At 72.1% G+C, this 20,446-nt stretch carries 18 protein-coding genes; 9 read left to right on the top strand and 9 right to left on the bottom strand.

Annotated elements, in window-relative coordinates; genetic code table 11:
* Nucleotides 1–49 precede the first annotated feature (49 nt).
* Both R0232_RS02320 and R0232_RS02325 read left to right on the top strand, forming a co-directional pair.
* Nucleotides 50–388, top strand: coding sequence for a hypothetical protein (locus R0232_RS02320; protein ID WP_093355211.1), 339 nt, complete (start codon nucleotides 50–52; stop codon nucleotides 386–388).
* Nucleotides 389–587: 199 nt separating this feature from the next.
* Nucleotides 588–929 carry a hypothetical protein gene (locus R0232_RS02325; protein ID WP_057593548.1) on the top strand — a complete coding sequence of 114 codons (342 nt, stop codon included), beginning with the start codon at nucleotides 588–590 and terminating at the stop codon, nucleotides 927–929.
* Nucleotides 930–1,008: 79 nt separating this feature from the next.
* Here R0232_RS02325 and aqpZ read toward each other — a convergent pair whose 3' ends face one another.
* Nucleotides 1,009–1,752, bottom strand: a complete 744-nt coding sequence (aqpZ, locus tag R0232_RS02330) for an aquaporin Z (RefSeq protein ID WP_093355215.1) — start codon at nucleotides 1,750–1,752, stop codon at nucleotides 1,009–1,011.
* Between the two features lie 184 nt (nucleotides 1,753–1,936).
* Nucleotides 1,937–2,944, bottom strand: a complete 1,008-nt coding sequence (locus R0232_RS02335) for a zinc-dependent alcohol dehydrogenase family protein (RefSeq protein ID WP_431511125.1) — start codon at nucleotides 2,942–2,944, stop codon at nucleotides 1,937–1,939.
* A 97-nt stretch (nucleotides 2,945–3,041) separates the two neighbouring features.
* Between R0232_RS02335 and R0232_RS02340 the strand changes: the two genes are divergently transcribed.
* From R0232_RS02340 to R0232_RS02365, 6 genes are all read left to right on the top strand, one after another.
* Nucleotides 3,042–3,950 (top strand): LysR family transcriptional regulator, encoded by a 909-nt coding sequence (locus R0232_RS02340; protein WP_431511126.1) that lies wholly within the window; start codon nucleotides 3,042–3,044, stop codon nucleotides 3,948–3,950.
* A 53-nt stretch (nucleotides 3,951–4,003) separates the two neighbouring features.
* On the top strand, nucleotides 4,004–5,044 hold the full coding sequence (locus R0232_RS02345) for an ABC transporter substrate-binding protein (RefSeq protein ID WP_431511127.1): 1,041 nt from the start codon (nucleotides 4,004–4,006) through the stop codon (nucleotides 5,042–5,044).
* Nucleotides 5,045–5,191: 147 nt separating this feature from the next.
* A complete protein-coding gene (gene htpG / locus R0232_RS02350; RefSeq protein ID WP_431511128.1) occupies nucleotides 5,192–7,228 on the top strand; it encodes a molecular chaperone HtpG in 2,037 nt (678 codons plus the stop codon).
* Nucleotides 7,225–7,914 carry a hypothetical protein gene (locus R0232_RS02355; RefSeq protein WP_431511129.1) on the top strand — a complete coding sequence of 230 codons (690 nt, stop codon included), beginning with the start codon at nucleotides 7,225–7,227 and terminating at the stop codon, nucleotides 7,912–7,914. The genes htpG and R0232_RS02355 overlap by 4 nt, the downstream gene beginning before the upstream one ends.
* Nucleotides 7,915–7,918: 4 nt before the next feature.
* A complete protein-coding gene (locus tag R0232_RS02360; protein ID WP_431511130.1) occupies nucleotides 7,919–8,974 on the top strand; it encodes a Bug family tripartite tricarboxylate transporter substrate binding protein in 1,056 nt (351 codons plus the stop codon).
* Between the two features lie 197 nt (nucleotides 8,975–9,171).
* Entirely contained in the window at nucleotides 9,172–10,860 is a 1,689-nt protein-coding gene (locus R0232_RS02365; RefSeq protein WP_431511131.1) for a hypothetical protein, read from the top strand.
* Here R0232_RS02365 and R0232_RS02370 read toward each other — a convergent pair.
* From R0232_RS02370 to R0232_RS02385, 4 genes are read right to left on the bottom strand one after another with little or no spacing between them, the layout of a single operon-like run.
* Nucleotides 10,836–11,981: a hypothetical protein gene (locus R0232_RS02370; protein WP_431511132.1), complete on the bottom strand. Its 1,146-nt coding sequence runs from the start codon at nucleotides 11,979–11,981 to the stop codon at nucleotides 10,836–10,838. The two genes, R0232_RS02365 and R0232_RS02370, sit on opposite strands and share 25 nt — an antisense overlap.
* Nucleotides 11,982–11,995: 14 nt before the next feature.
* On the bottom strand, nucleotides 11,996–12,760 hold the full coding sequence (locus R0232_RS02375) for a hypothetical protein (protein ID WP_431511133.1): 765 nt from the start codon (nucleotides 12,758–12,760) through the stop codon (nucleotides 11,996–11,998).
* Nucleotides 12,750–13,739, bottom strand: a complete 990-nt coding sequence (locus tag R0232_RS02380) for a hypothetical protein (RefSeq protein ID WP_431511134.1) — start codon at nucleotides 13,737–13,739, stop codon at nucleotides 12,750–12,752. Before R0232_RS02380 ends, R0232_RS02375 begins: the two co-directional genes overlap by 11 nt.
* A gap of 11 nt (nucleotides 13,740–13,750) precedes the next feature.
* Entirely contained in the window at nucleotides 13,751–14,773 is a 1,023-nt protein-coding gene (locus R0232_RS02385; protein WP_431511135.1) for a glycosyltransferase, read from the bottom strand.
* 114 nt (nucleotides 14,774–14,887) lie between these two features.
* Between R0232_RS02385 and R0232_RS02390 the strand changes: the two genes are divergently transcribed.
* Entirely contained in the window at nucleotides 14,888–16,225 is a 1,338-nt protein-coding gene (locus R0232_RS02390; protein ID WP_431511136.1) for a UDP-glucose dehydrogenase family protein, read from the top strand.
* Here the strand turns inward: R0232_RS02390 and R0232_RS02395 are convergent.
* From R0232_RS02395 to R0232_RS02405, 3 genes are all read right to left on the bottom strand, one after another.
* Nucleotides 16,208–17,362 carry a CaiB/BaiF CoA transferase family protein gene (locus R0232_RS02395; RefSeq protein ID WP_431511137.1) on the bottom strand — a complete coding sequence of 385 codons (1,155 nt, stop codon included), beginning with the start codon at nucleotides 17,360–17,362 and terminating at the stop codon, nucleotides 16,208–16,210. The genes R0232_RS02390 and R0232_RS02395 overlap by 18 nt on opposite strands.
* 305 nt (nucleotides 17,363–17,667) lie before the next feature.
* Nucleotides 17,668–18,654 (bottom strand): Bug family tripartite tricarboxylate transporter substrate binding protein, encoded by a 987-nt coding sequence (locus tag R0232_RS02400; RefSeq protein ID WP_093355257.1) that lies wholly within the window; start codon nucleotides 18,652–18,654, stop codon nucleotides 17,668–17,670.
* A gap of 43 nt (nucleotides 18,655–18,697) precedes the next feature.
* Nucleotides 18,698–20,377: an acyl-CoA dehydrogenase family protein gene (locus tag R0232_RS02405; protein ID WP_431511138.1), complete on the bottom strand. Its 1,680-nt coding sequence runs from the start codon at nucleotides 20,375–20,377 to the stop codon at nucleotides 18,698–18,700.
* Nucleotides 20,378–20,446: the final 69 nt, after the last annotated feature.

Below are 20,446 nucleotides of genomic sequence, written 5' to 3' on the forward strand. Positions count from 1 at the left end.
AGGGGCCGCATGTCGCGGCCATCGCGAGCCCGCATTCAAGGAGTTCGCCATGCAGATCGCTTTCCTGTCTTCGCGCCGGCTCGCCCTCATCGCGGCCGCGGGCGCCGTGGTGGCGCTGGCCCCGATGGTGGCCGCGCAGGCCGACGAGGCCGACGGTTCGGAGCACGTGCTGCAGTTCCAGTCGCAGCGCTCGCGCGCCGACCTCGCGCGCGACGCGGCCGAGGCCACGCAGACCGCGACCGCCTCGCCGATGGTGTCGCAGGAGACCGCGCCGCCGATGGAACGCGCGCAACCCGGGCTCACGCGCGACAGCGTCAGCGCGCTCGCGGCCCAGGCCGAGCGCGAGGGGCGCATTCCGTACGGCGAGGTGGGCGCGGCCGGCGAATGAATGCCTTCGTGCCACCTTCAGCGGCCGATTTAGGAAGTTCGTTGAACGTCGGCGAAGAAGCGCGCAACGCCCGCTAAGTCCCGCGTAATTCTTTACTCACGCTGCCCTCAGTCGGGCTGCATAGAGTGCGTCCAGGCCTGCCGCGCGCCCGTCGGCGCCGGCACGAGGCCGGGGACAACCTGTGACCAGGAGAACACGCATGCGCACTTCTTTCAAGCTTCTCGCCGTCGCCTCCTTCGCCGCGCTCGCGGCGACGGGCGCCATCACCGCATCGGCCCAGGAAAAGATGGACGGTTCGGACTACCACCCGCTGCAGATGAATTCACCCGCCAGCGCCGAGATCCAGGCCGCGGCCATGGCCGCTGCGCGCCCGAGCGGCACCGAGTCCATCGGCCAGTCGACCAGCGCGCCCGCGATGAATTCGGTGACGCCGGTGTCGGACATCCAGGCCGGCGCCTACGCGGCCTCGCACCCGAGCGGCACCGAGTCCATCGGCCAGTCGACCTCGGCACCGCTGGTGAAGTCGGCCACCGGCAGCTGAGCGACCCGCGCTTCGGCGCCATGAAAAAAAGGGGAGGCAGCGATGCCTCCCCTTTTGTCGTTGGCGCGGTGCGCGTCGTTCAGAGCGCGCTGTCGCTGCCGCTTCCGCTGCCACCGTTGCCGCGCAGCCGCAGCCCGCGGTAGATCAGCGCGCCGATCACGGCGCCCACGATCGGCGCGACCCAGAACAGCCACAGCTGCTCGATCGCATAGCTCGGGCCGAACAGCGCCACGCCGGTGCTGCGCGCCGGGTTCACCGAGGTGTTGGTGACGGGGATCGAGATCAGGTGGATCAGCGTGAGGCACAGGCCGATGGTCAGGCCCGCGAAGTTCTGCGCCGCGCGGCGGCCGGTGGCGCCGAGGATCACGACCAGGAACACGGCCGTGAGCACCACCTCGATCAGCAGCGCCGACATCAGGTTGTAGCCGCCGGGCGAATGCTCGCCGTAGCCGTTGGTGGCGAAGCCGCCGAGTTGCGCGCCGGCCTTGCCGGTGGCGATCAGGTAGAGCAGGCCGCCGGCGACGATCGCGCCCAGCAGCTGCGCCACGATGTAGGCTGCGAGCTGCGTCGGGTTGAAGCGTCCGGCCGCGGCGAGGCCGATCGAGACCGCGGGGTTGAAGTGGCCGCCCGAGATCGGGCCGAGCGCGTAGGCACCGGTCAGCACCGTGAGGCCGAAGGCCAGCGCGACGCCCGCGAAGCCGATGCCCAGTTCCGGGAAGCCCGCCGCGAGCACCGCGCTGCCGCAGCCGCCGAAGGTGAGCCAGAAGGTGCCGATGAATTCGGCAGCCCATTTCTGCGGTGCACTGAAGTCCCTGCGTTCCATGTTCGATTTCCTCTCTCTGATGTTCTCGATGTCAACGAAAACGCCGGGGCGAAACCCGGCGCGCGCGGATTCTGGAACGGGAAACGAAGAGGAAACCTTCAGGCGCCCGCACGGGATCGGGCAAGGCGGCAACTGTTCACGAAAACGTCACGGTTTTCTGCCCAACGCCGGGGCCGGCACGGATTCAGGGGGTCACGACGATCTTGCCGAAGGCGCCGCGCGCGAGGTGGTCGAGCGCCTGCGGCAGCGCGTCGAAGCCGTAGCGGGCGGCGATCGCGGGGCGCAGGCCGTTGGCGTCGACGGCGCGCACGAGCTCCTCGAGCGCGCGCCGGTGGCCCACGCCGATGCCCTGCACCGTGACGCGGCCGAGCACCAGGCCGTAGAAGGAGGCGTCGAGCGTCGTGCCCTCGAGCATGCCGATGACCGACACCCGCGCGCCCTGCGCGCTGGCCTGCAGCGAGCGGTCGAGGTTGGGCCCGCTCGCGAGCTCGAGCACGTGCTCGGCGCCGCGCCCGCCGGTCAGGCGCCGCACCTCGGCGGGCCAGTCGCTGTCGCGCGCCAGCACATGGCTGGCGCCGAGGGCGCGCGCGGCCTCGTGCTTGTCGGCGCTGCCCGAGACCACGATGGCCCGCGCCCCATGCAGCCGCGCGATCTGCAGCCCGAACAGCGCCACGCCGCCGGTGCCGTGGATCAGCACCGTCTGGCCCGCGCGCAGCGCGCCGAGCTCGGCCAGCGCGAACCAGGCCGTGAGGCCGGCGCAGGGCAGGGTGCTGGCCTCGGCCAGCGAGAGCGTGGCGGGCGCGGCCACGGCCGCCTCGGCGTCGATGAGCACGTGCGAGGCCAGCATGCCCGGCCCGGGGCCGCCCGCGGGCACGGCATGGGCGGGCCAGTGGTGGTCGATCCAGCCGTTCCAGAAGCAGTTGATCACGCGGTCGCCGGGCGCGAAGCGGCGCACGCCGTCGCCGACGGCCTCGACCGTGCCCGCCATGTCCGAGCCCGGCGTGAACGGCAGCGCGAGCGGCATGCCCATGCCGTCCTCGGTCATCAGCAGGTCGCGGTAGTTGAGCGCGACCGCGCCGACGCGCACCAGGATCTGGCCGGGGCCCGGCGCGGGCAGCGCTGCCTGCACCTGTTCGAGATGGGCGCGGCCGTAGGCGGGCAGTTGCCAGCGGCGCAGGGTGGTTTCGGGCATGAAAGCCTCCGCGAAAAGAAGAAGGCCTGATGCTATTGACGCTCTAAAGGCGCCGGTGGTGGATAATTTTCCGATGTTTGTTGCCTGAAATTCGCCAATGAGCCAGCGCCTGCAAGGCATCGAGGAATTCGTCGCCGCCGTCGAGGCCGGCAGCTTCGCGCTCGCCGCGCAGCGCCTGCACGTCACGCGCTCGGCGGTCGCCAAGAGCATCGCGCGGCTCGAGGCGCGGCTGCACACGCGGCTGTTCCTGCGCACCACGCGCAGCCAGAGCCTCACCCAGGAGGGCCATGGCTACTACGAGCGCTGCCGCAACGCGCTGGCCGAGCTCGAGGCCGCCGAGGCGCTGGCCGATGCGGCGCGCAGCACGGCCTCGGGCGTGGTGCGGGTCAGCATGCCGGCCATGCTCGGGCGGCTCAAGATCGGGCCGCTGCTGCTGGCGCTGGCGCGCCGGCATCCGCAGCTCTCGCTCGAACTCGGCTTCAGCGACCGCCTCGTCGACCTCGCGGAGGAGGGGCTCGATCTCGCGATCCGCAGCGGCGATCTCGGCGACAGCACGGCGCTGATCGCGCGGCCCGTGGGCATGCAGTGGATGGTGCTGTGCGCCGCGCCGTCCTACCTGGCCGAGCGCGGCCGTCCCGAAGGCATCGAGGACCTGAAGCCGCCGCACGAGGCGGTGCTCTATGCGCGCGATGGCGCGGCCTCGGCCTGGCGCTTCCATGCCGGCGATCGCGTCGCCGAGGTGCTGCTGCCCGCGCGGCTGCGCTGCGACAGCGCCGAGGTGCTGCTCGAGGCCGCCATCGGCGGCATGGGGCTCGCGCGGCTGCCGGCCTGGCTCGCGGCCGAGGCGCTGGCGGCCGGCACGCTGGTGCGCGTGTTCGAGGAGCCGCGGCCCTTCGGCTTCGCGCTGCACGTGATCCGCGCGCGCAGCCGCTACCTGCCGCTGAAGACGCGCGTGGTGATCGACTGGCTGGCCGAGCATCTTCCGCCGCTGCTGGCAACCGACTGAACCCTGTCGGCGCCCGCGCGCGCCGGCGCTATCCTGACCCCGAGGAGACCCACATGCACTTGCTCGCCTTCACCCGCACATTCGCCGCGCTCGGCGCGGCCGCCGCCCTGTTCGCCTCGGCGCCGCACGCGGCCGCACAGGGCACGGTCAACGCGCTGTGCAGCACCGATGCCGGCTGGTGCGAGGCCGCGGCCGCCGCCTTCACGCGCGAGACCGGCATCAAGGTGCTGCAGGCCCACAAGGGCACCGGCGAGATCGGTGCGCAGCTGCGTGCCGAAGCGGCCAACCCGAAGACCGACCTCTGGTGGGGCGGCACCGGCGACCCTTTCCTGCAGGCGGCCGAGCAGGGCCTGCTCGAGCCCTACCGCCCGGCCTACATCAACGACCTGCACGACTGGGCCGTGCGCCAGTACGCGTTGTCGCAGAACATGGTCGGCGGCTTCTACACCAGCGCCATGGGCTTCGGCTTCAACACCGAGCTGCTGAAGAAAAAGAAGCTGCCCGAGCCGCACTGCTGGGCCGACCTCGTGAAGCCCGGCTACAAGGGCGAGATCGAGATCTCGCACCCCGCCACCAGCGGCACGGCCTACACCATCATCGCGGGCCTGGTGCAGCAGATGGGCGAGGACGCGGCCTTCGACTACCTCAGGAAGCTGCACCGCAACGTCACCAGCTACACCCGCAGCGGCCAGGCCCAGGCGCCCAACGTCGCCAAGGGCGAGGTCGCGGTCGGCGTGAGCTTCATCTTCGGCTTCGAGCGCTGGCGCCACGACGGCTTTCCGGTCAGGACCGCCGCGCCCTGCGAGGGCACGGGCTACGAGATCGGCGGCATCGCGCTGGTGAAGGGTGCGCGCAACAAGGAGAACGCGAAGCGCTACTACGACTGGCTCATGAGCCCCGCGGGCCAGTCCATCGGCGCCAAGGCCGGCAGCCTGCAGTCGCCGGCCAACAAGACCTTCAAGCCCGATCCGCGCATTCCCTCGATGGACGGCGTGAAGCTCATCAAGTACGACTTCCAGAAGTACGGCCAGGCGGCCGAGCGCAAGCGGCTGATCGACCGCTGGACGCGCGAGGTCGAGGCGCTGCCGCGCTGAAGCGCGGGCCCGCGGGCTTCTTCTCCCTGCCGCCGGCAGGGTGTTGTTTTTGCACGAGGCTGTCCCCATTTGCAAAAGTTGGCGAGCCGGCCGTCCTCTGCGGACGGGCCGACTTAGAATTTTTGGGCTTCGATCCTTATCTCACCCATGGCTGACTCCTCCAACACCAAACTCCCGTTCCAGGCCGAAGTCGCGCAACTGCTGCACCTCGTCACGCATGCGCTGTACTCGAACAAGGAAATCTTCCTGCGCGAGCTGATCTCGAATGCATCGGACGCCTGCGACAAGCTGCGCTTCGAGGCCATCGACCGTCCCGAGCTCTACGAAGGCCAGTCCGATCTCGACGTTCGCATCAGCTTCGACAAGGCCGCGCGCACCCTCACCATCACCGACAAGGGCATCGGCCTGTCGCGCCAGGAGGCGATCGACAACCTCGGCACCATCGCCAAGAGCGGCACCAAGGACTTCGTGAGCAAGCTCAGCGGCGACCAGAAGGCCGACGCGCAGCTCATCGGCCAGTTCGGCGTGGGTTTCTACTCGGGCTTCATCGTGTCCGACCGCATCACCGTCGAGTCGCGCCGCGCGGGCCTGCCCGCCGAGCAGGGCGTGCGCTGGGCCAGCGGCGGCGCCGGCGACTTCGAGGTGGCCGACATCACGCGTGCCGAGCGCGGCACCAGCATCACGCTGCACCTGCGCGAGGATGCCGACGAATACCTCAACGCCTGGAAGATCAAGCAGATCGTCGGCAAGTACTCCGACCACATCTCGCTGCCGATCCTCATGGAGAAGGAGGAGTGGAAGGAAGGCGAGAACGACCAGCCCGGCGACATGGTGAAGACCGGCGAATGGGAAACGGTCAACAAGGCCAACGCGCTGTGGAGCCGTCCCAAGAAGGACATCAGCGCCGAGCAGTACGAAGAGTTCTACAAGAGCATCAGCCACGACTTCGAGGCGCCGCTGGCCTGGAGCCACAACCGCGTCGAAGGCAGCACCGAGTACACGCAGCTGCTCTACATCCCCGCCAAGGCGCCGTTCGACCTCTGGAACCGCGAGAAGAGCGCGGGCGTCAAGCTCTACGTGAAGCGCGTCTTCATCATGGACGACGCCGAGGCGCTGATGCCCAGCTACCTGCGCTTCGTCAAGGGCGTGATCGACTCGGCCGACCTGCCGCTCAACGTGAGCCGCGAGCTGCTGCAGGAAAGCCGCGACGTGAAGGCGATCCGCGAAGGCAGCACCAAGCGCGTGCTCGGCATGCTCGAGGACCTCGCCAAGAAGCAGAAGACCGGCCCCGAGAGCGGCGAGGGCCGCATCGACGTGGGCTCGGGCGAATCGGTGCCCACGCCCGAGCCGACCGAGGCCGTGACGGACGTGGTCGACAAGAACGCGCCCACCGCGGCCGAGACCGCCGCCGCGGCGGCCGACGACGCGGGCAAGTACGCCAAGTTCTATGCCGAGTTCGGCGCCGTGCTCAAGGAAGGCCTGGGCGAGGACTTCGGCAACCGCGACCGCATCGCCAAGCTGCTGCGCTACGCCTCGACCACCACCGATGCCGTGAGCGTGAGCTTCGCCGACTACAAGGCGCGCATGAAGGACGGCCAGGACGCGATCTACTACATCACGGCCGACACGCTGGCCGCCGCCAAGAACAGCCCGCAGCTCGAGGTCTTCAAGAAGAAGGGCATCGAGGTGCTGCTGATGACCGACCGCGTCGACGAGTGGGCGCTCAACTACCTCAACGAGTTCGACGGCACGCCGCTGCAGAGCGTGGCCAAGGGCGCGGTCGACCTCGGCAAGCTGCAGGACGAGGACGAGAAGAAGGCCGCCGAGGAGGCCGCCGAGTCGTTCAAGCCGCTGCTCGAGAAGCTCAAGGAAGCGCTCAAGGACAAGGCCGAGGACGTGCGCGTCACCACGCGCCTGGTCGACTCGCCGGCCTGCCTCGTGGTGCAGGACGGCGGCATGAGCACGCAGCTCGCGCGCATGCTCAAGCAGGCCGGCCAGCCCGCGCCCGAGCTCAAGCCGGTGCTCGAGGTCAATGCCGAGCACGCGCTGGTCAAGAAGCTCGAGGGCTCGGCCCACTTCGACGACCTCGCGAACATCCTGTTCGACCAGGCGCTGCTCGCCGAGGGCGGCCTGCCGGCCGATCCCGCGGCCTACGTGCGGCGCGTGAACGCGCTCCTGGTGTGAACACGCGGCCGCGCACCCGCATCGCGGCCGCCGGCCTTCCGGCCGGCGTGCTGCTCGCGTTGCTGGTGAGCGGCTGCTCCCACTACCAGATCGGCATCCCGATCGTGCCGGGCCTCTCGCTGGGGCTCGGCGCCACCAAGGACGGCAACTTCTCGGTCGGCCTCAATACCGGCTTCGGCCCGCTCGGCGCGGGCGTCGCGGTCAGCAACAGCGGCGCGGTCGCGGGCTCGGTCGGCATGGGCCTGGGCGTCGGCCCGGTCGGCGCCGGCGTGGGCCAGAGCGTGGTGCTGCACGATCCCAACGCGGGCAAGCCCAATGCGATGCAGCCGGGTCCGGTGACCAGCGTCGGCGCCGGTGTCGGCGGCAGCGCGGGGGGCTTCGGCGTCGCGGCCGACCTGCCGCCCACGGGCGGTGCGCAACCCGTGCAACCCGCGTCGGCACCCGCCGCATTGCCCGTCGCGGCGCCCGCCGCCACGCCGGTGTCGGCCGCGCCGCGCGTCAACAAGGCCCGCGCGCCGGGCGTGGTGGTGCGCAGGAGCGATCCCGCGCGCGAGGCGGCGTCCGTCTCGCCGGCACCACCCGCCGCCGCCCCCGTGCAGGTCACCTACCGCACGCCCGAGGCCACGGCGCCCGCGCGCGTCGGCATCAATGCGCTCGGCTCGCCGGGCAATCCGATCGCGCCCTGAGACGATGGCGACGGCACGCGTGGCAACGGTGGCATCGGCGCAGGCGGATCCATCGGCCGCGCCGGCCACCGCCTCGCGCGATCGCCGCGCCTGGCTCGCGGGTGCCGCCGGCCTGGCCGGCGCGCTGCTGCTCGGCGCCGCGCCTGCGCGAGCCCAGCGCGAATTCCCCAACCGGCCGATCCGCTGGATCGTGCCCTACCCGGCGGGCGGCGGCTCCGACTTCCTCACGCGCATCGTCGGCAACCAGCTCGCGATCGACACCGGCCAGCCGGTGGTGGTCGAGAACCGTACCGGCGGCAACACCTCGCTCGGCGCCGCCGAGGTGCTGCGCGCGCCGGCCGACGGCTACAGCGTGCTGTCGGCCGACAACGGCACGCTGGTGTTCAACCCCGTGCTCTACCGCAACCTCGGCTACAACCCGCAGCGCGACTTCGCGCCGGTCACGCTGATGGGCCGCTTCCCGCTGGTGCTGCTGGTCGGACCGGCCAGCGGCGTGCGCGACGCGCGCGCCTTTCTCGAGGACGCGCGCGCCTATCCCGGCAAGATCAGCTACGCCTCGGCCGGTACCGGCAGCCCGCACCACCTCGCGATGGAGCTGCTGCAGCGCCAGGCCCGGCTGCGCATGCTGCACGTGCCCTACCGCGGCGCTGCCAACGCGGTGGCCGACGTGGCCGGCGGCCAGCTGCAGGCCATGATGTGCGACCTCGCCGCGTGCCTGGGCTTCATCCGCAGCGGCCGCGTGCGCGCGCTCGCGATCGCCGACCGCGTGCGGCTGCCGCAATTGCCCGAGGTGCCGACCTTCGCCGAGCTCGGCATCGACGGCGTCGAGGCGGCCGCGCTGGTGGGCGTGGTGGCGCCGGCGCGCACGCCGCCCGAGATCGTGGCGCGGCTGCAGCAGGCGATCGCGAGCGCCATCCACAACCCCGCGGTGCACCGCAAGCTCGCGGCCTATGGCGTCGAACCGGTGGGCGGCACGCCCGCGCAGTTCGCCACGCTGTTGCATCAGGAGTCCGAGCGCTGGGACGGCCTGATCCGCGGGCTCAACCTGACGCTGGACTGAGCGCCGCCTTCCGGCGCTGGCACTTTGCCTGCCGTTCACACACGGCACGCGCTTCACGTTTGCTTTGCATGAACTTTGCGCGCGCTTGGCGCGGGGCTCACCGAACGCTAAGAGTGCACTTCTAGATTGGCGGCTCCCCCTCAGCCACCGGCCGGCGAGGCGGCCCGCAGGGCCTCCGGCACCGACCGCCCATCGCCATGCCAGCACGCCGGTTCCACCAGGTCCTCTTCGTCGACGACTTCTTCCGTTCGCCCGACAACGGGCTGCACTACTTCCCCGCCAACCGGCGCTTCCTGCAGGGCTTCTTCGGCTCGGCGCTGGGCCGGCTCGGCCTGCCGGTGCGCGAGATCGCGCCGCGCTCGCACGGCGGCACGATCGACGTGGCGCGCGCGATGGCGCTGCTGGGCCTGCCGGCCACGCCGGCCGGCTGGGCCCGTGCCTGCGTCGCCGACCTCGCGCCGCTGCGCGGGCTCGAGGGCCTGCCGGCCTTCGGCCCGGGCTGCCTGGTGATCGGCTGGGGCCTGACGCCGGCGCTGCAGCACTGCATCGACCGCGGCGGCGCGAGCTACCTCGACATCGAGATCGATCCGCGCCGCTTCACCGAACACCTGCACTTCTGCGCGCGCACCAACGACGCGCGCATCCGCGCCGCGCTCGAGGCGCGCGCCATCGACGAGGAGCTGTTCTGGAACCACGCGGCCGCCATCCGCGGCTGCTTCGCGCGCCGCGGCGCGGGCGCGCTGTTCGATCCGCGGCTGCGCGTGGGCCTGTTCTTCGGCCAGAGCCTGGTCGACCTCTCGCTGGTGAGCGGCGGGCGCAGCCAGCATCCGTCCGCCGTGATCGGCGCGCTGCGCACGCTGGCGCAGGAGGTCGACCTGCTGGTCGTGAAGCCCCATCCCTACGAGCCCGCGCTGCACGACCTCGCGCCGATCGCGCGCGCCATTCCCAACGTCGCCTGGACGCGCGAGAACACCTATGCGCTGTTGTCGGCCGAGAACCTGCGCTTCGTCGCTGGGCTGTCGTCGAGCGTGCTGACCGAGGCCCGCTATTTCCTGCAGCCCGTGCGCGCGCTGATCCGCGCCGACCGCAACGCGCCCGAGTGCCTGCCCGCGGCCTGCTCGCCTTGGATGCCTGTGGGGCCCGAGCTCGGCGCGCTGGACTTCATGCTCGACGCCTGCCGCGCGCCCGGCGAGGAGGCCGCGGCCCCACCGGCCGGCGCGAGTGCGTGGCCCGCGGATGCGATCGAGCGCGCCTTCTCCACGCGCTGGGGCTTCGACGACCGCGACCCGGGCCTGCAGGCGCTGCCCGAGCTCGTGCTCGGCCGCGACTACGCCTTTCGCACCGGCAATCCGGCCACGGCCTGGCTGGCCCATGGCTGGTCGGCGCCCGACGACGTCGACACCTGGAGCGAGGGCTCGCTGGCCTGCCTGGTGATCCCGCTGCCGCCCGCGGCCGTGTTCGCGCATCCGCTGCAGGCCCCGGGCCAGGCGCCGGCGCAGCGGCTGCGCGTGCGCATCGACTACCGCTGCGAGGCTCAGAGCACGCGCGTGGTCGCGCTGCTCGACGGCGCCATGCTGCCGGGCCAGCGCACCTCGGGTGCGTGGCGGCGCAGCCTGGTGTTCGAGCTCGTGCCGTCGCCGCAGCGCAAGTGCCTGGTGTTGCAGTTCTTCGTGGGCGAGGCGGCCGATGCGGAGGCCGCCGAGGGCGCGGACGAGCCGGTCGTGCGCTCGGGCTTCACGCTGCGCAAGCTGCGCGTGTCGATGAGCCCGGCGGGCATGGGCGATGTCGCGGCGCTGCCGCAGCCCGACGCCACGGCGGCGGCGCCCGAGCGCGCGCTCGACCGGATGCTGCGCGTGGTGCTTCAGTCCAGGCGCGCGGCCGGATAGGCCGCGTCGGCACCGGCCGCGGCCGGTTGCGCCGCGAGGCGCAGCAGCAGCTGGCTCCAGGGCTGCAGCCGTTCGAGCGCCGCCTCGCGGCCCTGCGCGGCCGTGGCCTCGGTGCTCGCGCCCAGCGCGCGCGCCGCGGCCGCCACGTCGCTCGCGAACGCGGCCGCGTCGCCGCGCCACACCACCACGCGATGCCGCAGCCCGAGCTGCGCGGCGCGCTCGGCATTGCTGGCCTGCTCGGGCTGGTCGGTCTGCAGCAGCAGGATCGGCTTGCGGTAGACCTGGGCCACCGACAGCGCCGCCATGCCCGGGGCCGAGACGATGAAGGCGCTGCGCGCGGCCGTGTCGATCCAGTGCGCGTCCTGCGGCTGCCAGCCGGCGCGCCCGGCATAGCCTTCGCCCACGCAATGCGCGCCCAGGCCCGCGGCGGCCAGGCCGTGCTCGAGGCCGTCGGCCAGCGCCGTGTCCTTGAAGTGCGGGTTGAGGTAGACCGCGGCCCGCGGGGCAACGGCCGCAACGTCCTCGCTCGAGGCCACGGCCACCGGCGTCGCGAGCCGGTGCGTGCCCCGGCCGTCGTGCGCCGGTGCCTCCTGCGCGAAATCGTGCGCGATGCGCGCGCGGCTGCGTCCGATCTGCCAGGCCACGATGCGGCCGAAGGCGCGTGCCGTCCAGCCCGGCAGCCGGCCGCTGAAATTGCCTTCGAGCGCGCGCCGCAGGCTCGCGCCGTACACGTGCACCACCTTGTGCCGCCACGGCGGCAGCGCGCCCATGAACAGCAGCGCGGGATGGAAGGAGTCGTTGACCACCAGGTCGGCTTCGCGCAGCCGGCCGTGCAGCCGCACGATGTCGCGCAGCATGCGGCCGGGCCGGAACACGTAGTGCGCCACGTTGCGGTCGGTCTCGCGCCGCAGCATGTTCTGCCGCGCGTCGAACTGCACCGCGTAGTGGCGCGAGAGCACGGGCGCGTCGATGCCGAAGCCCGCGAGGAAGAGCGCGCCCTCGTCGGAGGTGGTCAGCACCTGCACCTGCGCGCCGGCCGCGCGCAGCGCGTGCGCGAGCAGCTGCGAGCGCATCAGGTGGCCGCGCGCGTCGGCGGTCGCGAGATAGAGGATGCGCGGCATGGCTCAGCCGACGCTCAAGCCACGTGCGGCACCAGCCGCAGCGCCGCGCCCGCGCACCACATGCCGAGCGCGCCCGTGATGCCGAAGCCGCGCTCGATGGCGCGCACCTCGTCCATCAGTTGCGCGAGCCGCGCGCGCTCGTGCGGCGCCACGCAGCGCTGCAGCGTGTGGCTGCACAGCCGCACATGGCGCTGCTCGTCGGCCCACACGCGCGCGAGCAGCGGATGCAGCGCATGCGCGGGCCCGATCAGCGCGCAGTGGCGCTCGAGGATGCGCGAGGCCATCTGCTCGGCCGCGAGGCCGATCGCATAGGCCGGCACCAGGCCGCCGTGCGCGAAGTGCGGCGCATGGCGGCGGATCAGCGCCTGCCAGCGCGCGAGCTTGCGCCGGCTGAACCAGTCGGGCCGCGGCTGCTCGCCATCGACGGCGCCGGCCCGTGCGCGCCCGCCGCGTTCGGCGATGGCCTCGGCGAACAGCCGCGCATGCAATTGCTCGTCGGCCAGGTGCTGGTCGAGCTGGCGCTCGAGCCAGTCGGGCGCGGCGGCGCGCAGTTCGCGCTGCAGCGCCTGCTCTGACGATTCCTCGCCCACGAGGTAGAGGCGCAGCAGCAGCGCCTCGCCCGCGCGGCTGGCATGCAGCTGGCGCAGCGCGGCGCGCTTCACGCGGTGCACCAGCGCGGCCTGCAGTGCGGGCCAGCCGCGCAGCAACGGCGGCGCCAGGCTCTCGAAGCCCGGAGCCTCGGCGTCGGCCTCGGCCCGCGCGTACAGCTCAGCGGCCATTCGGCCGGGCCTTCGCATCGAGCGCCACGGGCTGCAACTGCTGTTGCTGCCAGCCGAGCACCAGCCCCAGGAAGCTGCCCTGCAGGAAGCCGCGCGCCGTGGCGTCGGCGCCCGCGAACTCGCGCTGCTGCCCGTCGTAGCGCACGAAGCCCTTGCCGCTGGTGGCACCGATCGTGAGCTTCTCGTTCTTGCGGAAGCCGCGCTGCAGCAGCGGTTGCAGCAGGGCCTGCGATTCGAGTCCGTAGAGGAACAGGTCGCGCTGCACCACCTGGCGCGGAATCTGTCCGCTCAGGGCCTGCAGCTCGAGCGACCAGGTGCCCTCGCGCATCGCCTCGGCCAGCGGCCGGTTGCGCGTCGTGACGAAGCGCGTGCGCGCCACCCACTTGACGGCCTTCGACACGCCGAGCCCGACCGTGATGTCGGCGTCGCGCGCGGCGCTCTCGCGGTTGTCGCGCACCTGCACCAGCTCGTCGGCCAGGCGCGCCGTCAGCGACGGCTTGGCGAGCGCCTCCACGACCTGCGCGCTACTGAACAGCACGCGCTCGCCGCCGGCCTCGCCGACCACGAGCTGCCAGGGATCGATGCGGATCTCGGAGAACTCGCCGCGCACCGGCGCATGCGCATGGCTGCTGAACGACCAGTCGTTGCCCGAGCGGCTCAGCAGCGCATGGAAGCTCAGCGGCACGCGCTGGCCGTCGGCCGTGCGGCCCGAGCCCTGCAGCACCACGTCGCCCACGATGCGCTTGCCGTCGTAGCTGCGGCCGTTGGCGAAGCGCAGCGTGTGCGTGGCCTCGTCGAGCGTGGCGCGGGTGTCTTCGTCGTCGAGCGCGAGCCGGTTGCAGTTCTCGCCGGTGCCGGCGGCGATGGGGCAGCCGCTGCCCGAGGCGAAGGCGAACACGCCGCGGCCCGAGAACTCGGCCGAGGCCGCGAGTCCGGGGGCGAGCAGCGCGAGGGCGGTGAGAACGAGCATGCGTGCCATGGTCGCGGGCCTCAGGGGCGGTGGTAGGAGAGCGCCTGCGCATCGGCATGCGCGCGGCCCGTGGTGTGCAGGCCGATGCCGCGCGCGAAGGCGCCGAGCATGTCGACGGCCGAGAAGCCCAGGATCAGCAGCACGCCGAGCACCCAGCGCGCGCCGCGCAGCGGCGGCAGGTCCTGCCGGTTGAGCGCGCGCAGGCTGAAGCCCAGCCGCGTGACGAGCACGCACAGCGGGCCGATCGGTCCGCTCTTCGCGAGCCAGTGCCAGCGCGGCGACACATAGCTGCGCAGCAGGTGCGGCGTGAGCGAACAGGTGTCCTGTCCGCGCATCCAGCGCAGCTTGAGCGCCTCGCGCCGCGTGTCGGGCAGGCGGTGCTCGGTGTGGGCGCGCGCCGCGTAGTGCAGCGGGATGCCGGCCGCGCGCAGCCGCATGCCGAGCACCTGGCAGTGGGCGCGGTACACGCCGTCGAGCGCCTGGTAGCCGTGGGTGTCGAAGACCTCGCGCCGGAACGCCACGTTGTTCGCGTAGAAGTTGCTCGTCGCGCCCGCGTGCTCGTTCGGGAAGTACATGAAGTCGATGGTGGTGAGCGCGGTGCCCACCACGTTGGCCGCGTAGCTGGTGCGTCCCGCCACCACGGCCGGCGCGTCGGCGCGCGCGAAGGGCGCGAGCAGCTCGCGCAGCCAGTCCTCGTCGGGCAGGCAGTCGGCATCGGCGAACACCACCCAGTCGCAGCGCGCCGCGTCGGTGGCCGCGAAGCCGGTGTTCTTGGCGTCGTAGTAGCCGGTGCTGGCGTCGATGCGCACGAAGTCGACGGGCCGCCCGGCCAGGCGTTGCACTTCCTCGCAGGTGGCGGCGTCGAGGCCGTCGTGCGTGATGACCACCTGGGCCAGCGTGGACAGCGGCTGCTTCTGACGCGCGAGCAGCGCGATCAGCCGCCGCAGGCTGGCGGCGGCCTGGGCCTGCGCATCGGCACCGCCGCGCAGGTTGTTGGTCTCGAGGACCAGCGCGGTGCGCGCCGCCACTTGATCGGGCATCATCGATTTTTCCTGTCCGGACGTCGTTGGGAAGGCATGCATGCCGCTTTTATCGCACAACCCTCGCGGTTGCCAGTGCCATCGCTCATGGGCACGGCCCGTCGCGGGGCCGCTGTCTTGAAGCTCGCGGTCTTCGGCGCGGGCTACGTGGGCCTGAGCTTCGCGGCCTGCATGGCCGAGGCCGGGCACGCGGTGCTGTGCGCCGACACCGACGCGCCGCGCATCGCGGGCCTGCGCGCGGGCCGCATGCCGCTGCACGAACCGGGGCTCGGCGCGCTGGTGGCGCAGGAGACGGCGGCCGGCCGGCTGCGCTTCACGGACGATGCCGGCGAGGCCGCGCGGCATGGCGACATCCTGTTCATCGTGGTCAATGCGCCGGCCGATGCCGAGGGCGTGATCGACCTCGAGGCGGTGTTCGAGGTGGCGCGCGCCGTGGGGCACCACCGCGACCGCGACGGCCTGCTGGTCTGCAAGTCGACCTTGCCGGCGGGCACGGCCGACCGGGTCGAGGCGGTGGTGCGGGACGCGCTGGCGCGGCGCGGTGCCACGCACCGGATCGCGGTGGCGGTCAACCCCGAGTTCCTGCGCGAAGGCTCGGCGGTGCGCGACAGCCGCGCGCCCGACCGCATCGTGGTCGGGTCCTCCGATGCCGAGGCGATCGCGCTGCTGGCCGAGCTCTATCGGCCTTTCGTGCGCGACCCCGCGCGCCAGTGGCTGGTGATGGACCGCCGCTCGGCCGAGCTCGCGAAGTACGCCGCCAACGCGATGCTCGCCACCCGCATCAGCTTCATGAACGAGATGGCGCGCGTGGCCGAGCAGGCGGGCGCCGACATCGAGAGCGTGCGCCGCGCGATCGGCGCCGATGCGCGCATCGGTCCGGCCTTCCTGCAGGCCGGCGCGGGCTATGGCGGCTCCTGCCTCGCGAAGGACCTGCGCGCGCTGCAGCATGGGGGCGAGGGCGCCGCGCTGCGGCTGCTGCCCGCGGTGGCGGCGGTGAACGAGGCGCAGAAGTCGCGGCTCTTCGAACTCGTCGCCGGCCATTTCGGCGCCACGCTCGCGGGGCGCACGCTGGCCGTGTGGGGCCTGGCCTTCAAGCCCGACACCGACGACATGCGCGATGCGCCGAGCCTGGTGCTGATCGAGCGGCTGCTGGCCGCCGGCGCGCGGCTGCGGCTGCACGACCCGGCCGCGATGCCGAATGCGCGCGCGCTGCTCGGCGAGCGCGAAGGCATCGCCTGGTGCGATGCGCCCGAGGCCGCGCTTGAAGGCGCCGATGCGCTCGTGCTCGTCACCGAATGGGCGGCCTACCGCCGGCCCGATTTCGAGCGCATGGCCGCGCGGCTGTCGGCGCGTGCCGTGTTCGACGGGCGCAATCTCTATGACCCGGCCGAGGTCGAGGCCGCCGGCATCGCCTGCTATGGCATCGGCCGCGGGCGTTCAGTGCGTCGCGGGTGAGGTTGCCTCGTCGTCCGCGCGCGGCAGGAAGGCATCGCCCGGCGTCAGCGGCGCATGCCGGTAGCTCGCGGGCGTGCGGCCCAGCTTCACGGGCGCGCCGATGCCGCGGTAGCCACCCTCCAGTTCGACCACCATGCCGCGGTGCGCCGTGTGCGGATGTTCGAGCGCGGCGGCCACGGGCAGCACGGGCGCGGCCGGCACGCCCGCGGCCATGAGCTGCTCGACCAGCACGCGGCCGTCGAAGGCGGCCATGGCGGTCTCTAGCCGCTGCTTGAGCGTGTCGCGGTTCACCGAGCGCGCACCCGCGGTGGCGAAGCGCGGATCGGTGGCCAGCGCGGGCAGGCCGATGCAGCCGCACAGGCTCGCGAACTGGCGGTCGTTGCCGACGGCCACGAACACGGGGTCGGTGCCGGTGGCGAGGGCGTCGTAGGGATAGATGTTGGGATGGGCGTTGCCGGTGCGGCGCGGCGCGCTGCCGTCCATGAACCAGTTGGCGGCGTGCGGATGCAGCAGCGAGATGCCGCTGTCGTAGAGCGCGGCCTCGACGAACTGGCCGCGTCCGCTGCGCTGGCGTTCCTGCAGCGCGAGCAGCACGCCGATGACGGCATTGAGGCCGGTCACCATGTCGACCACGGGCAGGCCCACGCGCAGCGGCCCGCCCTCGGCCTCGCCGTTGACGCTCATGATGCCGGTCATGGCCTGCACGGCGGCGTCGTAGCCGGGCAGCGCGCCCAGGGGCCCGTCGGCGCCGAAGCCCGAGACGCGGCACCAGACCAGGCGCGGAAAGCGCTGCGACAGGGTCTCGTAGCCGATGCCCCAGCGTTCCATGGTGCCGGTCTTGAAGTTCTCGATCAGCACGTCGGCCTCGGCCACCAGCGCGAGCAGGGCGGCGCGGCCTTCCTCGGTCGAGAAGTCGAGGTGCTGCACGCGCTTGTTGCGGTTGAGGCCGTGGTAGTAGGAAGCGACGCCGTCCTTGAACGGCGGGCCCCAGGTGCGCGTGTCGTCGCCCTGCGGCGGCTCGATCTTGAGCACGTCGGCGCCATGGTCGCCGAGGATCTGGCCGCAGTAGGGGCCGCCGAGGATGCGGGAGATGTCGAGCACGCGGATGCCTGCGAGTGCGCCTGGGGTGGATGTCATTTGCGTGCCTTCATGCTTGGCGTTGATTTGTCGGGGAACACGTTCGGGGCGCGTGCGAAGGACATCGGGTACTCCCCTCCGCGAATGTCCCCCGGCCTTCGGCCTCCTCCTTGATTTCGCTGCGGGGAGTACCCGATGCCCTCCGCACGAGGGACGCTCTGGTCGTGCCGGCGGTTCAGGCGCGGCGCTCATCGAGCACGACGATGGGGTGCCTTGCGCAGCGAAATAAAGGAGGAGGCCGCAGGCCGGGGGACATTCGCGGAGCAAGGTACCCCGTCGGCGTGATCGCGCCCCGGATGCCAGCATCAATCGAGCTGCGCTCCCGACTTCTTGACCACGTCCTTCCACTTCGCCGACTCGCTCGCGATGAACTGGCCGAGCTTCGGCGGCGAGGTGTCGGCGCTGGCCTCGAGGCCCTGGGCCGCGAACATCTGCTTGACCTTGGGCGAGTTCAGCACCTCGGCGAAGGCATGGTTGAGCTTCGCCACGCGTTCGGCCGGCGTGCCCGCGGGCGCGACGATGCCGAAGAACACGCTCACGTCGTAGCCCTTGTAGCCCTGCTCCGAGATCGTCGGCACCTCGGGCAGCGCCTGCGAGCGCGCGAGGGTGGCCACGCCCAGCGCGCGCAGCTTGCCGGCCTTGACGTAGGGCAGCGCGGTGAGGATGTCGGTGAAGGTCATGCTGACCTGGCCGCCCAGCAGGTCGTTGAGCGCGGGGCCGGTGCCCTTGTAGGGGATGTGCTGGAAGTCGGTGCCGGCGATCGAGTTGAACAGCACGCCCGCGAGGTGCGAGGAGGCACCGTTGCCCGAGGAGGCATAGCTGAGCTTGCCGGGATTGGCCTTGGCATAGGCGACGAGCTCGGGCACCGTCTTCACCGGCAGCGCGGGATTCACCACCAGGATGTTCGGCAGGTAGCCGACCTGGATCACGGGCGCGAAGCTCTTCACCGGGTCGTAGTTGATCTTGCGGTAGAGGCTGGCGTTGATCGCGAGCGGGCCCGAGGTGCCGAACAGCAGCACATGGCCGTCGGCCTCGGCGCGCGCCACGTACTCGGCGCCGATGTTGCCGCCCGCGCCGGCGCGGTTCTCCACGATCATCGGCTGGCCCATGCGGTCCTTCATCTCGGCCGCGAGCGTGCGCGCCATCGCGTCGGTGGGGCCGCCGGGCGGGAAGGGCACGACCAGCGTCATCGGCTTGGAAGGGAAGGCGGTGTCGGCCTGCGCGGCGGGGGCCGCGGCCAGCAGGCCGGCGCAGGCGGTGGCCAGCGCGAGGAGGGAAGCGAGGTGTTTCAAGAGGAGGTCTCCGTTCTTTGTTCGGGTGTCCGGGGGGCAGGGCTCAGGCCGCGGTCCAGCCGGCGGGCAGCGCATCGGGCGCGAGCGGATCGCGCGGCAGCACGCGGTGCAGCAGCGCGAGCTGCGACCAGCGCAGCCGCGCGGCCGAGCCGGTGCGCGTGGCCTCCCAGGCCATCGCGCTCGCGCTGGTGCAGTGGTAGAGCGCCGAGGCGGCCTGGCGCGCGAGCACGTCGCCGCCTTCGCGCGCGGCCGTCTCGGCCAGCGTGGCGGCGCGCGCCAGCGCATCGCGCAGCGCCTGGGCGAAGGCCGGGGCCGGTTCGGCTTCGGTAATCAGCCGTTCGCAATGGGCGCGCAGCACCGGCAGCGAGCCCTCGCGCTTGACGGCGCGGATCACGTCGAGCGCGACGATGTTGCTGGTGCCCTCCCAGATCGAGCCCAGGTGGGCATCGCGCACCAGCCGCGGATCGCTCCATTCCTCGATGTAGCCGCAGCCGCCGCGCACCTCCATCGCATCGCCCGTGACCTTGCGCGCATCGCGGCAGGCGCGGAACTTGATGAGCGGCGTGAGGATGCGCAGCAGCGCGTAGGCATCGGCTTCGCCGGCGTCGGAACGCGCCAGCGCCAGCGCGGTCTGGCAGACCATGGTGCGTGCCTGCTCGGCGGGCACACGCAGCTTGTCGAGCTGGCGCTGCATCAGCGGCATCCGGTCGAGCGTGCGGCCGAAGGCCTGGCGCTCGGCGGCGATGTACTCGGCCTCGGCCACCGCGCGGCGCATCAGGCCGGCGGCGCGCACGCCGTTCGACAGCCGCGAGTTGTTGACCATGTCGGCCATCTGCACGAAACCGCGGCCCTCCTCGCCGACCAGGAAGGCGAGCGCGCCCTCGAGCCGGATCTCGCCGCTGGCCATCGAGCGCGTGCCGAGCTTGTCCTTGAGCCGGATGATCCGGTAGTGGTTGAGGCGGCCGTCGTCGAGCCGGCGCGGCAGCAGGAACAGCGACACGCCCTTCATGCCGGCCACGCCGTCCTCGGCGCGCGCGAGCACCATCGCGAAGTCGGCGTCGGGGTTCGAGCAGAACCACTTGTCGCCCGTGAGGCGCCAGCTGCCGTCGGCCTCGCGCCGCGCCAGCGTGGCGGTGGCGGCGATGTCGGAGCCCGCGGCCTGCTCGGTCATGAACATCGCGCCCTGCGCGAGTTCGTCGAAGTCGAGCGAGGTCAGGCGCGGCAGGTACTTCTGCACCAGCGCGGGCGCGCCGAACTTCTTGAGCGTGCGCGTGAGCGAATCGGTCATCGAGACCGGGCAGCACAGGCCGAACTCGGCCTGCACGAACAGGTAGGTCAGCGCGTATTTCACGAGCGGCGGCATGCGGCCTTTCCAGCCCAGCGTCTCGTCGCGGTGCGAGATCGCGGCCAGCCCGAATTCGCTGAGCGCGAGGCGCTCCATCTCGACGTAGGCCGGATGCTTGATCACCTGCTGCTCGTCGAGCCCGGTGCGCGTGCGCTGCTTCAGGGTGGGCGGGTTGCGGTCGGCGGTGCCGGCCAGCTCGTCGAGCCTGCCGCCCGCGAGGCCGCCGAGGCGCTCGAAGTGCGGCCGCAGGTGGCGCAGCAGGTCCTCGGGCAGGTAGAGCGCGAGCAGCGACTGCAGCTCGGTGTCGACGCTGTAGAGGTTCTGGCCGTGGCGGTCGGGAATGGGATGAACGGCGGGCGCGGCAGGCGTCTCGGGCATGGCTTGTCTCCTGGATTCGCGCCATTGTTCAAGCCGTGACGATCCGTGTCTAATATCGTTTGGGTCTTG

This window comes from Variovorax sp. DAIF25 (assembly GCF_050711835.1).
Taxonomy (GTDB): Bacteria; Pseudomonadota; Gammaproteobacteria; order Burkholderiales; family Burkholderiaceae_C; genus Variovorax.